14 protein-coding genes are annotated in these 13,056 nt (G+C 59.9%); 5 read left to right on the top strand and 9 right to left on the bottom strand.

The window, feature by feature from the left end:
* Positions 1-38 precede the first annotated feature (38 nt).
* From BK658_RS07645 to BK658_RS07620, 6 genes are all read right to left on the bottom strand, one after another.
* A complete protein-coding gene (locus BK658_RS07645; protein WP_123581793.1) occupies positions 39-713 on the bottom strand; it encodes a methionine ABC transporter permease in 675 nt (224 codons plus the stop codon).
* Complete coding sequence (locus BK658_RS07640) at positions 713-1,720, bottom strand: methionine ABC transporter ATP-binding protein (protein WP_019694473.1); 1,008 nt, start codon at positions 1,718-1,720, stop codon at positions 713-715. The genes BK658_RS07645 and BK658_RS07640 overlap by 1 nt, the downstream gene beginning before the upstream one ends.
* Positions 1,721-1,946: 226 nt before the next feature.
* Positions 1,947-2,660, bottom strand: a complete 714-nt coding sequence (locus tag BK658_RS07635; protein WP_123581792.1) for a PA5502 family lipoprotein — start codon at positions 2,658-2,660, stop codon at positions 1,947-1,949.
* Positions 2,661-2,697: 37 nt separating this feature from the next.
* A complete protein-coding gene (gene znuB / locus BK658_RS07630; RefSeq protein ID WP_123581791.1) occupies positions 2,698-3,486 on the bottom strand; it encodes a zinc ABC transporter permease subunit ZnuB in 789 nt (262 codons plus the stop codon).
* Entirely contained in the window at positions 3,479-4,264 is a 786-nt protein-coding gene (gene znuC / locus BK658_RS07625) for a zinc ABC transporter ATP-binding protein ZnuC (protein ID WP_123581790.1), read from the bottom strand. The genes znuB and znuC overlap by 8 nt, the downstream gene beginning before the upstream one ends.
* Positions 4,264-4,746 carry a Fur family transcriptional regulator gene (locus BK658_RS07620; protein ID WP_054594943.1) on the bottom strand — a complete coding sequence of 161 codons (483 nt, stop codon included), beginning with the start codon at positions 4,744-4,746 and terminating at the stop codon, positions 4,264-4,266. The genes znuC and BK658_RS07620 overlap by 1 nt, the downstream gene beginning before the upstream one ends.
* Before the next feature lie 57 nt (positions 4,747-4,803).
* On the opposite strand from BK658_RS07620, the gene BK658_RS07615 reads away from it, so the two are divergent.
* Positions 4,804-5,733, top strand: coding sequence for a zinc ABC transporter substrate-binding protein (locus tag BK658_RS07615; RefSeq protein WP_123581789.1), 930 nt, complete (start codon positions 4,804-4,806; stop codon positions 5,731-5,733).
* A gap of 131 nt (positions 5,734-5,864) precedes the next feature.
* On the opposite strand, the gene BK658_RS07610 is transcribed toward BK658_RS07615, so the two are convergent.
* Both BK658_RS07610 and BK658_RS07605 read right to left on the bottom strand, forming a co-directional pair.
* Entirely contained in the window at positions 5,865-6,815 is a 951-nt protein-coding gene (locus BK658_RS07610) for a homoserine kinase (RefSeq protein ID WP_123581788.1), read from the bottom strand.
* 60 nt (positions 6,816-6,875) lie between these two features.
* A complete protein-coding gene (locus BK658_RS07605) occupies positions 6,876-7,166 on the bottom strand; it encodes a DUF2782 domain-containing protein (protein WP_123581787.1) in 291 nt (96 codons plus the stop codon).
* Between the two features lie 74 nt (positions 7,167-7,240).
* On the opposite strand from BK658_RS07605, the gene polA reads away from it, so the two are divergent.
* Positions 7,241-10,012: a DNA polymerase I gene (gene polA, locus BK658_RS07600; RefSeq protein WP_123581786.1), complete on the top strand. Its 2,772-nt coding sequence runs from the start codon at positions 7,241-7,243 to the stop codon at positions 10,010-10,012.
* 431 nt (positions 10,013-10,443) lie between these two features.
* On the opposite strand, the gene yihA is transcribed toward polA, so the two are convergent.
* Positions 10,444-11,088 (bottom strand): ribosome biogenesis GTP-binding protein YihA/YsxC, encoded by a 645-nt coding sequence (yihA, locus tag BK658_RS07595; protein ID WP_123581785.1) that lies wholly within the window; start codon positions 11,086-11,088, stop codon positions 10,444-10,446.
* Between the two features lie 191 nt (positions 11,089-11,279).
* Between yihA and BK658_RS07590 the strand changes: the two genes are divergently transcribed.
* The 3 genes from BK658_RS07590 (at position 11,280) to BK658_RS07580 (ending at position 13,052) form a co-directional block, all read left to right on the top strand.
* Positions 11,280-11,570, top strand: coding sequence for a c-type cytochrome (locus BK658_RS07590; protein ID WP_123581784.1), 291 nt, complete (start codon positions 11,280-11,282; stop codon positions 11,568-11,570).
* Between the two features lie 46 nt (positions 11,571-11,616).
* A complete protein-coding gene (locus BK658_RS07585; RefSeq protein WP_019694484.1) occupies positions 11,617-12,222 on the top strand; it encodes a c-type cytochrome in 606 nt (201 codons plus the stop codon).
* 200 nt (positions 12,223-12,422) lie between these two features.
* A complete protein-coding gene (locus BK658_RS07580) occupies positions 12,423-13,052 on the top strand; it encodes a thiol:disulfide interchange protein DsbA/DsbL (RefSeq protein ID WP_123581783.1) in 630 nt (209 codons plus the stop codon).
* Positions 13,053-13,056: the final 4 nt, after the last annotated feature.

The following is a 13,056-nucleotide window of genomic DNA, read 5'->3' as shown; positions in this document are numbered from 1 at the left end:
TCTTTAGAGCGCCTGCCAGCCGTGGCCGGCGATTGCATTTATTTTCGGGAAAAGTGCACCACCAGCTTATCGCCGACGGTTTGCAGAACCTGGACCAACACCAGCAGCAACACCACGGTCACCACCATCACGTCAGTCTGGAAGCGTTGGTAACCGAAGCGAATCGCCAGGTCACCCAAACCACCAGCGCCGACCACACCGGCCATCGCCGTGTAGGACACCAGCGTAATCGCGGTCACCGTGATCGCTGCGAAAATGCCCGGACGGGCTTCCGGCAGCAGCGCGTTGATGATGATCTGGCGGGTCGTCGCGCCCATGGCCTGGGTCGCTTCTATGATGCCGCGATCGACTTCACGCAGGGCAGTTTCGACCAGACGGGCGAAGAACGGCGTAGCGCCGACTACCAGTGGCGGAATCGCACCGCCGACGCCCAGCGAGGTGCCGGTGATCAGTACGGTGAACGGGATCATCACGATTAGCAGAATGATGAACGGCAGCGAGCGCAGGATATTCACGATCAGCGACAGCAGCGCGTAAACGCCTTTGGCTTCGAGCAACTGGCGCGGGCTGCACAGAAACAGCAACACGCCCAGCGGCAGGCCGAGCAGTACGGTGAACAACAGCGAACCACCGAGCATCAGCAAGGTGTCGCCGGTAGCCTGCCAGATTTCGAACCAGTCGATATTGGCGAAGAAACTCATCAGGGCTTCCATTAACGCAGCACCTCCATGTGGACATCAGCCGCGGTGAAGCGGGCAAACGCCGCGTCCATGTCGCCGCCGGTGACCGCCAGGGTCAATTGCCCGTAGGGGACGTCTTTGATGCGGTCGATACGACCGGCGAGGATGCTGTAGTCCACACCCGTTTCGCGGGCGACGGTGCCCAGCAACGGCGCGTAGGTCGCGTCGCCCTGGAAGGTCAGGCGCACGATTCGGCCCGGCACGTGAGCGAAGTCGTCGCGCTGTTCGCTTTCGTCGATTTGCTCGTCTTCCTGCACGAAACGCTTGGTGGTCGGGTGCTTCGGGTGCAGGAACACGTCGGCCACCGGACCTTGCTCGACAATCACGCCAGCGTCCATCACGGCGACCTGGTCGCAGACCCGGCGAATCACGTCCATTTCATGGGTGATCAGCACGATGGTCAGGTTCAGCTCACGATTGATCTCGGCCAACAGTTGCAGGACCGACGCAGTAGTTTGCGGGTCGAGGGCGCTGGTGGCTTCGTCACAGAGCAGGATTTTTGGTTTGGTCGCCAGGGCGCGGGCGATGCCGACGCGCTGCTTCTGGCCACCGGATAACTGCGCCGGGTACTTCTTTGCGTGGTCGGCCAGGCCGACACGTGCCAGCAACTCGGCCACTCGCAGGTCGATCTCGCTGCGCGACAATTCACCAGCCAGGGTCAACGGCAGCGCGACGTTGTCGGCAACCGTCTTGGAGGCCAGCAGGTTGAAGTGCTGGAAGATCATCCCGACTTGCTGGCGGAAGCGGCGCAGCGCATTGGCGTCCAGCGCGGTGACTTCTTCGCCATCGACGATGATCTTGCCGCCGCTGGAGTTCTCCAGGCGGTTGATCAAACGCAACAGGGTACTTTTTCCCGCACCGGAGTGACCGATCAGGCCGAACACCTGACCGTTCTCAATCGACAGATTGGTGGGGTGCAGCGCGGGTATATCCTTACCGGCAACGCGGTAAGTTTTATGGACGTTTTGAAACTCGATCACGTAGCGAACCTTGTGGGGCGCGTTAGAAAAGGATCAGCGGTTAGCCGGGCGGGCATTTTAGCGTGTCCGTATAGAGGTTCTTAGCATTTATTTCGCATTCATCCAGTCATTTGGAAATAACGCGATCAAAGGTCATAAGCGAGAAAAAGATCGCAGCCTGCGGCAGCTCCTACGAACCGGTGTAGGGGCTGCCGCGGTTCGGGCCGCGTTCGGACGATCTTTTCTGTTAAGGCTTGCGCGGCGTCAGAACCATCTGTGCCGGGACATTGCGCAGAATCTGCCGTTCGATCTTCAGGTCGAAGTCGGCATCCAGCTTCTTCACCCGTTTGGTCAGCAGGGTAGCCAGCCACGGGTAATCTTCGGTGCGCGGCGCCTGGAGGCTGACGTCGCACTGGTAATTCACCACATCGCTGGCGATCGCATCGAGTTGCCGACGCAGTTGTTTGCTATCGGTGATGTTCAACGCAACGGTGGTGCTTTCAGCGCTAGGGTCGATCACCTTGGCGACCGGCTTGGCTTCAGCGGCTTTGAGGGCGGCCTCGGCCCGGTCCAGTTCGGCTTTGCGTGCATGGCTGATGGCGTTGTTGACACCACCGGTCAACGCCGGGGCTTTGGGCATCAACACACGAGCCCGGCTCAGGGCCGTGGCGGCGGCATTCACGTCGCCTTTTTGCAGAACGATCTGGCTGCGTTGCAAATAGGCTTCGGCGAGTTGCCGTTGATATTGCTCCAGCGACTGATCGTTGGGGGACTCGGCCTGCAAGGCGGCCAATTGATCCTCGGCGGTGGCCAGTTCACTGCTGGCCAGGCTTTGCTCCAGCTGCGCGATAGCCGTAGCCCGTGCGTCCGGGACCTCGGGGGCCGGCGGCGTGCTTTGGCAGGCGCCAAGTAGCAGCGAAAATGCAACAAGGAGCAGATAACGGGAGGCGAACGGCTTCATTCCTGCGACTCTCTGATTGCGCAAAAAACGAGCAAGTCTACACCCCTCGACGGGGCAGGACAAAACTCAGCAGAAACAGCGCGGCGGCAGCCACCACAATCGATGGGCCGGCCGGCGTGTCCTTGAACCACGACAGCGCCAGGCCACCGCAGACCGCGAGTATACCGAGCAAACTCGCGCCCAAGGCCATCTGCTCTGGAGAACGTGCGTGTCGTTGTGCCGCAGCCGCCGGGATGATCAACAACGAGGTAATCAGCAGCACGCCGACGATTTTCATCGCCACCGCGATCACCACCGCAATCAACAGCATCAAGATCAGGCGCAACGCCGCCACGGGCAGGCCTTCGACGGTGGCCAGTTCTTCGTGCACGGTAATCGCCAGCAATGGCCGCCATAGCGCCACCAACAGCAGCATCACCGCAGCGCTGCCGCCGAGGATCCACGCCAGATCGGTCGGGCTGATCGCCAACAAGTCGCCGAACAGATAGGCCATCAGGTCGATCCGCACTTCATGCATGAAGCTTAGTACCACCAGGCCCAGAGAGAGCGTGCTCGGCGCAAGAATCCCCAACAAGGTGTCGGAGGCCAGCGGCTGGCGCTGTTGCAAGGTCACCAGCAGCACGGCCAGCAACAGGCAGCCGACGGTCACTGCGATGGTCGGACTGACATCCAGCAGAAAACCCAACGCCACGCCGAGCAACGCCGCGTGGGACAGGGTGTCGCCGAAATAGGCCATGCGCCGCCAGACCACGAACGATCCCAGCGGACCTGCGACGGCGGCCAGGGCCAGGCCTGCGAGCAGGGCGTACAACAGAAAATCAGCCATGCTTGCAGCCATCTCCATGAACGTGGGTGTGAACGGCCGGTGCCGCGCTGACGACCGAGCCATGCAAGTCGTGGGCGTGGTCGTGATGGTGGTGATAGACCGCCAGGCTCTGCGCGTTCTTGCCGAACAGCTCGACGAACGCCGGGTCGCCGCTGACCTGCTCGGGATGCCCGGAGCAGCAGACGTGGCGATTGAGGCAGACCACCTGGTCGGTGGTGCTCATCACCAGGTGCAGATCATGGGAAACCATTAACACCCCGCAACCGTGGCGGTCGCGCAGGCGGGTGATCAAGCTGTAAAGCTCGGCTTGTCCGGCCACATCGACGCCTTGCACCGGCTCGTCGAGCACCAGCAGTTCGGGCTCGCGCAATAGGGCGCGGGCCAGTAATACGCGCTGCATTTCACCGCCGGAAACGCTCTGCACCGGGCTGTCGATCACCTGTTCGGCGCCGACTTCCTTGAGCGCTGCCAAGGCTCTCGCACGATCCACGCCCGGCACCAGGCGCAAGAAGCGCAGCACCGAGAGCGGCAAGGTCGGGTCAACGTGCAGTTTCTGCGGCATATAGCCGACCCGCAGTTTCGGCTTGCGCCAGACGCTGCCACTGTCGGGCTTGAGCAGGCCAAGTACGGCGCGGACCAGTGTGGTCTTGCCGGCGCCGTTGGGGCCGATCAGGGTGACGATCTGCTTCGGCTCGACGCTCAGTTCGATGTTGTCCAGCACGCTTTGCCCGGCAAAGGTGACCGTAACCTGATTGAGGCGGATTAACGCAGTGCTCATCAAGCCCCCTGGCAGCCCGAGCAGAGGCCGACTACTTCGACAGTCTGGCCTTCGACCACAAACCCGACTTCGCCGGCGCTGTGGATGATTGTGTCGCTGATGGATTTTTGCTCAAGCTCGATGGCCGCATGGCATTCGCGGCAAATCAGGAACTGGCCCTGGTGGGCGTGCCCCGGATGATTGCAGCCAACGAAGGCGTTGAGCGAAGAGATGCGGTGGACCAAGCCATTATCCAGCAGGAAATCCAGCGCGCGATACACCGTCGGCGGCGCGGCGCGGCGGCCATCCTGCTCGCTGAGTACCGCCAGAATGTCGTAGGCGCCCAGCGGCTTGTGGCTTTGCCAGACCAATTCCAGCACCCGCCGACGCAGCGCGGTCAGGCGCAAGCCCTGACGTGCGCAAATGACATCGGCCTCGGACAATGCGCTGTGCACGCAGTGAGAGTGGTCGTGGGGACGGCTGGCTAGCGGTGTTTTAGGCATGAGCGGCGACGAGTTTTGTGAGAGACGTTATTATGTTACCCGTTCTCGCCTCTTCGAGTGGTCATCGTGCCCAGACTTTTTGCCATTTTTGTCACATTTACTGCCAGTTTATTCGCGATCAACGCCGCTCATGCCGAAGTGAGCGTGCTGACCAGCATCAAGCCCCTACAGCTGATTGCTGCCGCGGTGCAGGATGGCGTCGGGGTTCCCGAGGTCTTGCTACCGCCGGGTGCATCGCCGCATAACTACGCCTTGCGTCCTTCCGACGTACGGAAGGTGCAGTCGGTGGAGCTGCTCTACTGGATCGGTCCGGACATGGAAGGTTTCCTTCCGCGCGTGCTCAAAGGTCGTAGCCTGCCATCGGTTGCGGTGCAGGAGCTGCCAGGTTTGAAACTGCGGCGCTTCGCAGAAGACAGCCACTCTCACGCAGAAGACGCCGATGAGCACGATCACGACCACCGCCCTGGCAGTCTCGATGCTCACCTCTGGCTGTCGCCGGTCAATGCGCGAGTGATCGCGGCAAAAATCGCCACCGACCTCAGTGCTGCGGACCCTGCCAATGCGCCGCGCTATCAGAGCAACCTCAAGGCGTTCGATGAGCGCCTGGATGCGCTGGATCTGCGCTTGAAAGCGCGCCTGGCCGGAATCGCGGGCAAGCCTTACTTCGTGTTCCATGAAGCGTTCGATTACTTCGAAGACGCTTACGGCCTCAAGCACACCGGCGTGTTCAGTGTGGCCGCAGAAGTGCAGCCGGGCGCCCAACACGTTGCGGCGATGCGCTCGCGCTTGCAGGAAGTCGGCAAGACCTGCGTGTTCAGTGAACCACCGTTGCGCCCACGCCTGGCCGAGACGCTGGTGGCCGGTTTGCCGGTGAAACTGGCGGAGCTGGATGCGTTGGGCGGTTACACGCCAGCGACGGCTCGGGGCTATGAGCAGGTGTTGGAGAAGTTGGGGAATGATCTCGCGGGTTGCCTGGAGTCGCTTTAACTCCCGAGCGCAGATCCTGTGGCGAGGGGCTTGCCCCCGTTGGGTTGCGAAGCAGCCCTAAATGGGGCTGCTCGGTTTGATTGCATGGGAACGCTTCGCGCTCCAGCGGGGGCAAGCCCCCTCGCCACGGTTTAGAGGGCGAACGGCAACGGTGTGCTGACGTGCTGACGCTGGGCCAGGCGCTGCTGGAACTCCATCGGGTCGTGAATCAGCACGTCCTGCCCGGCAAAGGATTCGGCGGCGATCAAGCGCGACAGCCAGAACCGCACGCAGGCCACCCGCAACATGGTCGGCCACAATTCGGCCTCGGCGGCGGTGAACGGGCGCAACGCGGCATAAGCCCCGAGCAATGCCCTCGCCCGCGGGCCATCAATCAAGCCGTCTTCGTCCGAGCACCAGTCATTCAGGGCAATCGCCACGTCGTAGAGCATCGGGCCTGAGCAGGCGTTGTAGAAGTCGATCAGCCCGGTCAGGTGCGTGCCTTCGAACATCGCATTGTCGCGGAACAGGTCGGCGTGGATGTTGGCCCGGGGTAGCGCCAGAATTTTGGTCTTCTGCTCTGTGATTTCGTTCAGGGCGCGTTGCAGCAGATTGCTTTGCGCGGCATTCAGGTGCGACAGCAGCTGTGTGCCTTCTTCGAGCATCCAGTCGAGGCCGCGATCGGTCTTGCGCTTGATCATGTTGTCTTTGGTCGCGAGGTGCAGATGCCCCAGCAACTCACCGACCTGCGCGCAATGCTGTGCGTTGGCTTCCTTGATGTGCTTGCCAGCCAGCCGTGGCTGCAGCAGTGCAGGTTTGCCGGCCAGTTCGCGCAGGGCGATGCCGTCGGTGGTACGCAGCGCATAGGGCACCGGCAGGTCGGCGTCGTGCAGCACGTCGAGCAGCTCGATGAAGAACGGCATCTCCTGCACAGGGCCGCGCTCAACCAGGGTCAGGACAAACTCCCCCTGCTCCAGGCTGATGAAGAAATTGGTGTTTTCGCTACCCGCGGCAATCCCCTGGAAATCAAGCAGGCGGCCGAGCCCATAAGGGGCGAGAAAGGTTTCCAGCTCGGGCCGAGCCAGGGGGGTGAACACAGACATGGTTAAAAACTGCTCAGTTCGGGCGCCGCGGTCGAGCCAGCGCCGATTAAAGTTAAGAAACTACTTCCACGTAAAAATTTCCCACGACGGAATCAGCATATCCGGCTGATCCGAGCGGATATAGTTTGCATCCGTTCCGTCCGCACGTATCAGAAAGTACGGTTTTCCGCCCTTCGGTATGACCTTGATCGCGTACACGAAGCCGTTCTGGCGGTACTCCTGAATGACTTTGTCGCCTTCGGTGTGGATGGTGACTTCCGGTTCCGGCGTCGGTGCATCATTGGCTGCCATAACGGCCAGGGGAGTGATTGCAAAGAAGCCAGCCAGTAACAAGCGATTGAGTGAGCGCATGATAACCTTGTCCCTTTGTCGTCAACGGTCCCGCTATTCTAGCGCCGGACCCGCCGAAAAGGTTGATCCTGCTCATGAGCCAAGCCCCCCTCGTCCTGGTGGACGGTTCTTCTTACCTATACCGCGCCTTTCACGCGCTGCCACCGTTGACCACGTCCAAAGGCCTGCCGACCGGCGCGGTCAAGGGCGTGCTGAACATGCTCAAGAGTCTGCGCAAGCAGTACCCGGACAGCCCGTTTGCCGTCGTATTCGATGCCAAGGGTGGGACGTTTCGCGATGACCTGTACGCCGAGTACAAAGCCAATCGTCCAAGCATGCCCGACGACATGCGCGTGCAGATCGAGCCATTGCACGCGAGCGTGATTGCCCTGGGCTTTCCGCTGTTGTGCGTCGACGGCGTTGAGGCCGATGACGTTATCGGTACGCTGGCCCGCAGCAGCGCGGCCGCTGACCGTCCGGTGGTGATCTCTACCGGCGACAAGGACATGGCGCAGTTGGTCGACGGGCACATTACCTTGGTCAATACCATGACCGGTAGCGCGATGGATGTGGCTGGCGTGAAGGAGAAATTCGGCGTCGCTCCCGAGCAGATCATCGATTACCTGGCACTGATGGGCGACTCCTCCGACAACATTCCAGGCGTGCCGGGCATTGGCCCGAAGACGGCGTCCGGCCTGCTGGTGGGTGTGAACGGTGGCCTGACCGAGCTCTATGCGCAGCTTGATATTGTCCCGACGTTGCCGATTCGTGGTGCTAAAACGCTGCCGGCCAAGCTTGAAGAGCACAAGGAGATGGCGTTCCTCTCCTATCAACTGGCGACCATCAAGGTCGACGTGCCGCTGGACATTGGTCTCGACGACTTGCACCTGCGTGAGCCTGACCGTGAAAAGCTCGCCGAGCTCTATACGCTGCTCGAGTTCAAGAGCTGGTTCGAGGAAGTTCAGCGTGATGCCAAGCGAGCGGGCCAGGAAGTGGTCGCGGCGGTTGAAGAAGCTGTGGCCGACAACGATGGACCCCACTACACCACGGTCCTCACCCAGGCAGATTTCGACGTCTGGCTGAAGAAGCTGCAAAACGCCACGCTGTTTGCCTTCGACACCGAAACCACGGGCGTCGATGCGCAGCAAGCGCAACTTGTCGGGCTGTCGTTCGCTGTGCAGGCCAACGAAGCGGCCTACATTCCACTGACCCATTCCTACATGGGCGTGCCGGATCAACTGGATCGCGATACGGTGTTGCGCGCGCTGAAACCGATTCTGGAAGACCCGAGCAAACTCAAGGTCGGCCAGCACGCCAAGTTCGACATGAACATCCTGGCCAACTGCGCCATCGGTGGCGATCAGAGCTGCGGCATCATGGTGCAAGGCATCGCCTTCGACACCATGCTTGAGTCCTACGTGCTGGATTCGACCGCGACCCGTCACGACATGGACAGTCTGGCGCTCAAGTATTTGGGCTACACCACCACCAGCTTCCAGGACATCGCGGGCAAGGGTGTCAAGCAACTGACCTTCGACCAGATCTCGCTGGAACTGGCCGGGCCATACGCCGCCGAAGATGCCGACGTGACGCTACGTCTGCATCAGACATTGCAGGAAAAACTCAATGCCATTCCGAGCCTGAGCAAAGTCCTCAGCGAGATCGAGATGCCGCTGGTGCCGGTGTTGGCGCGTATCGAGCGCCAAGGCGCGTTGGTCGACGCCAACCTGCTGGGCATCCAGAGCGTTGAACTGGGCGACAAGCTGGTCGCGCTGGAGCGTGAGGCATTCGCCATTGCCGGTGAGGAGTTCAACCTCGGTTCGCCGAAGCAATTGGGCGTGATCCTCTACGAAAAACTCGGGCTGCCGATTCTCAGCAAAACTGCCAAGGGCCAGGCTTCGACCGCCGAAGCGGTACTGGCGGAACTGGCCGAGCAGGATTTCCCGCTGCCCAAGGTACTGATGCAGTACCGCTCCTTGAGCAAGCTGAAAAGCACCTACACCGACCGTCTGCCAGAGCAGATCAACCCGCGCACCGGGCGGATTCATACGTCCTACCATCAAGCGGTGGCAGCGACCGGTCGCTTGTCTTCCAGCGATCCAAACCTGCAGAACATTCCGATTCGTACCGCCGAAGGTCGACGGATTCGTCAGGCGTTCGTTGCGCCAAAAGGCTACAAGCTGCTGGCGGCGGACTATTCGCAGATCGAGCTGCGGATCATGGCCCATCTGGCCAAGGACGAAGGGCTGTTGCACGCGTTCCGCAATGATCTGGACGTGCACAAAGCCACCGCCGCCGAGGTGTTCGGGGTTGAGCTGGCGGACGTCACCACCGATCAGCGGCGCAGCGCCAAGGCGATCAACTTCGGCCTGATCTATGGCATGAGCGCGTTTGGCCTGGCCAAGCAGATCGGCGTCGACCGTAAACAGTCCCAAGCCTATATCGACCGTTATTTCGCCCGCTATCCAGGCGTGCTCGAGTACATGGAGCGCACCCGCGCCCAGGCGGCCGAGCAGGGTTTCGTCGAAACCATATTCGGTCGTCGCCTGTACCTGCCGGACATCAACGCGAAAAACCCGGCCCTGCGCAAAGGCGCCGAGCGCACGGCAATCAACGCGCCGATGCAAGGTACTGCGGCGGATATCATCAAGAAGGCCATGGTGGCGGTGGATAACTGGCTGATGACGTCAGGCCTGGATGCCAAAGTGATTCTGCAGGTGCACGATGAATTGGTACTTGAGGTTCGCGAAGACCTGGTCGACCGGGTTCGTGAGGAAATTCGCGTTCACATGAGCGGCGCAGCGACCCTGGATGTACCGCTTTTGGTGGAAGTCGGCGTTGGAAATAACTGGGATGAAGCGCACTAAGCCGGTGTGAGGCGCTTTTTCGAGGGTAGCGCCGCGACGTAGTGTCGCGGCAAGTCGCTGGCGAAGGGCGATTAGTTCGGAAAGTTCTTGGGGTTATTCCCAATAGGTTTTGAAATTAATCGGAACTAAATCTGTGAACCGCCACTCAGAGTTACTGAATGGGTGGTGAAGCCCTTCGATGCTCCTATGTTGTGTTAAGTGTTGGCAGATATCTGGACCCCGCCCTAGCGGTCCGGAACTTAGACCCCGAATTTCTCTCTCCCCATACGAAATTCGGGGTTTTTTTTGCTCAAAAACTGCCTGTGGAACGGTCATGCTGCGTTAAAAGTGTGGCTCGAAATGCTCATTTAGGCCCCTAAACTCCGCTTTCAAGCCACACTTTTGCCTTGCCTGACCGTCCCACAGACAGTTTTCCGTATATCCCCAAAAGCTTATTGAGCTTCTGTCTCGGCGCCCTTGTCGGCCAGTTCCATCCAGTTCGCCAATACAGTGTAGGCATCTTCGAGGCCCAGGCGTTTTGGCGCCGAGAACAGCTGGATCGTCACGGTCTCGCCCCAGCCTTTACGGATTTCTGCCTGAACTTTGAGCAAGGTGTTCTTCGCCGCGCCATAGGTCAGTTTGTCGGCCTTGGTCAGCAGAATGTGCATCGGCATGCCGCTGGCCATGGCCCAGTCGAGCATCAGCAGGTCGAAGTCGGTCATTGGATGACGGATGTCCATCATCAGAATCAACCCCTTCAGGCTCTCGCGGCTGCCCAGGTACGCTTCCAGGTGGCGCTGCCAGTGTTGCTTCAGCGGGATGGGTACTTTCGCGTAACCGTAACCCGGAAGGTCGACCAGACGGCGTTCATCGTCTAGCTTGAAGAAGTTCAAGAGTTGCGTGCGACCTGGTGTTTTCGAGGTGCGGGCCAGGCTGGCGTGAGTCAGGGTGTTCAGGGCGCTGGATTTGCCAGCGTTGGAACGCCCGGCGAAGGCCACTTCAAAGCCTTCGTCATCAGGGCATTGGTCGACCTTGGCGGCACTGAGCATGAAGGTGGACTGTTGGCACAGGCCGAGGATGGGGTTCTTGAGTTGCATGGGATTTCCGATGTGGGCGGTGCCGAGATTGGTCGCAAAGAGCAGCGTCGTTTCCGTTTCAGTGACGCCAGTATATAATGCCGCAGATTTTGTGTGCGCTTTGTCCCGGCGTAGGATGAAGTTCACGAGAGCGATTAACCTTGATTGCGCATTAGAACGCAGCACGCTCTCAACCCTGAAAAGGTCGTTTTATGACGAAATGGCTGCTAGCTGCCGGTGTCTTGATGCCGCTTTACAGCGCTCAGGCTACACAGGATCCGGAAGCTGTGTACAACCGTGTTTGTGGAGCCTGTCATTCCGGCCAACTCCCAACGGCGCCTCAAAAGGGCGAAAAGGAAGCTTGGGCGCCGAGACTGGCGCAAGGTATGGAGACGCTGGTGCAACACGTGACCCAGGGTTTCAAGGCGATGCCGCCGCGTGGTTTGTGCATGGACTGCAGTGCCGAGGATTACCAGGCAATCATCCAGTGGATGAGCGAGTGATCCCGGTCCATAACTCTTTAACCCTTAGCCGTAGTTGGATTAGCTGATGAACAAATTGATCGTGAGTCTGCTGTTGACCCTGGGGATCTCCGGCATAGCCCATGCTGCAGGCGATGCGACTGCTGGTCAGGCGAAAGCCGCAGTATGTGGCGCCTGTCATGGCCCGGATGGCAATAGCATGGCGCCAAACTTTCCAAAACTGGCGGGTCAGGGTGAGCGTTACCTGAACAAGCAACTGCACGATATCAAGTCGGGTAAGCGCACCGTTTTGGAGATGACCGGTCTGCTGACCAACCTGAGCGATCAGGACCTGGCTGATCTCGCTGCCTATTTCGCCAGCCAGAAAGGCAGTGTCGGCGCAGCAGATCCTAAAGTCGTGGCTCACGGTGAAGAGTTGTTCCGTGGCGGCAAACTGGACCAGGGCATGCCGTCTTGCACCGGCTGCCACTCGCCTAATGGTGCGGGTAACGCCGCTGCTGCCTTCCCGCATCTGGGCGGCCAGCACGCTCAATACATCGCCAAGCAGCTGACTGATTTCCGTGAAGGTAACCGTACCAACGACGGCGACACGAAAATCATGCAGAGCATTGCTGCAAAATTGAGCAACAAGGACATCGAAGCGGTGTCCAGCTACATTCAGGGCCTGCACTAAGGCCGGTTGAGCGGGCGTTGCGCAAGGTGTTGATCTCGCGCAATGTTAACGCTCGATTAATCCTTCGATGCAAACATAAAAAGGGTGGCTTAGGCCGCCCTTTTTTGTGGCCGCTGCCGTTACACTAGAGCACTAATGCCCGCCATGATCTGCCAGAAAGCAGGTCGCGCGAGGCGACCCAATTTGTTCAGGAGTAAAGCATGCGTAATCTGATTCTCAGCGCCGCACTCGTCACTGCCAGCCTGTTTGGTATGACCGCCCAAGCTGCCGAACCGCTTGAAGCCGGTAAACAATATGTCGAATTGGGCAGCGCCGTTCCGGTGGCTGTGCCTGGCAAGATCGAAGTCGTGGAACTGTTCTGGTATGGCTGCCCGCACTGCTATGCATTCGAGCCGACCATCAATCCCTGGGTTGAAAAGCTGCCTGCCGATGTGAACTTCGTGCGAATTCCGGCCATGTTCGGTGGAATCTGGAACGTTCACGGCCAGCTGTACATCACCCTGGAAGCGATGGGCGTGGAACACAAGGTTCACAAAGCCGTCTTCGAAGCGATCCACGGTGGCAAGAAGCTCGCTACCCCGGAAGAAATGGCTGAGTTCCTGGCTGGCGAGGGCGTCGACAAGGACAAGTTCCTGAGCACCTACAACTCGTTCGCCGTCAAAGGCAAAGTTGAAGATGCCAAGAAAAAGGCTCAGGCCTATCAGATCTCTGGCGTACCAACCATGGTCGTGAACGGCAAATATCGCTTCGATCTGGGCACTGCCGGTGGTCCTGAAGGCACCTTGAGCGTGGCCGATCAACTGATCGCCAAGGAGCGCGCCGCTAAGTAAGCGG

Origin of the sequence: Pseudomonas brassicacearum, from assembly GCF_003732175.1 — a bacterium.
Classification (GTDB): domain Bacteria; phylum Pseudomonadota; class Gammaproteobacteria; order Pseudomonadales; family Pseudomonadaceae; genus Aquipseudomonas; species Aquipseudomonas brassicacearum_G.
Note: the sequence above shows the minus strand (reverse complement) of the source record. Positions and strands in the feature narration are given on the sequence as shown.

Excerpts from the sequence above, each read along its gene's own strand:
- BK658_RS07645 (WP_123581793.1), bottom strand. The coding sequence starts at position 713 with ATGGAAGCCCTGATGAGTTTCTTCGCCAATATCGACTGGTTCGAAATC.
- BK658_RS07635 (WP_123581792.1), bottom strand. The coding sequence starts at position 2,660 with ATGAAGCCGTTCGCCTCCCGTTATCTGCTCCTTGTTGCATTTTCGCTG.
- znuB (WP_123581791.1), bottom strand. The coding sequence starts at position 3,486 with ATGGCTGATTTTCTGTTGTACGCCCTGCTCGCAGGCCTGGCCCTGGCC.
- znuC (WP_123581790.1), bottom strand. The coding sequence starts at position 4,264 with ATGAGCACTGCGTTAATCCGCCTCAATCAGGTTACGGTCACCTTTGCC.
- BK658_RS07620 (WP_054594943.1), bottom strand. The coding sequence starts at position 4,746 with ATGCCTAAAACACCGCTAGCCAGCCGTCCCCACGACCACTCTCACTGC.
- BK658_RS07610 (WP_123581788.1), bottom strand. The coding sequence starts at position 6,815 with ATGTCTGTGTTCACCCCCCTGGCTCGGCCCGAGCTGGAAACCTTTCTC.
- BK658_RS07605 (WP_123581787.1), bottom strand. The coding sequence starts at position 7,166 with ATGCGCTCACTCAATCGCTTGTTACTGGCTGGCTTCTTTGCAATCACT.
- polA (WP_123581786.1), top strand. The coding sequence starts at position 7,241 with ATGAGCCAAGCCCCCCTCGTCCTGGTGGACGGTTCTTCTTACCTATAC.
- yihA (WP_123581785.1), bottom strand. The coding sequence starts at position 11,088 with ATGCAACTCAAGAACCCCATCCTCGGCCTGTGCCAACAGTCCACCTTC.
- BK658_RS07590 (WP_123581784.1), top strand. The coding sequence starts at position 11,280 with ATGACGAAATGGCTGCTAGCTGCCGGTGTCTTGATGCCGCTTTACAGC.
- BK658_RS07585 (WP_019694484.1), top strand. The coding sequence starts at position 11,617 with ATGAACAAATTGATCGTGAGTCTGCTGTTGACCCTGGGGATCTCCGGC.
- BK658_RS07580 (WP_123581783.1), top strand. The coding sequence starts at position 12,423 with ATGCGTAATCTGATTCTCAGCGCCGCACTCGTCACTGCCAGCCTGTTT.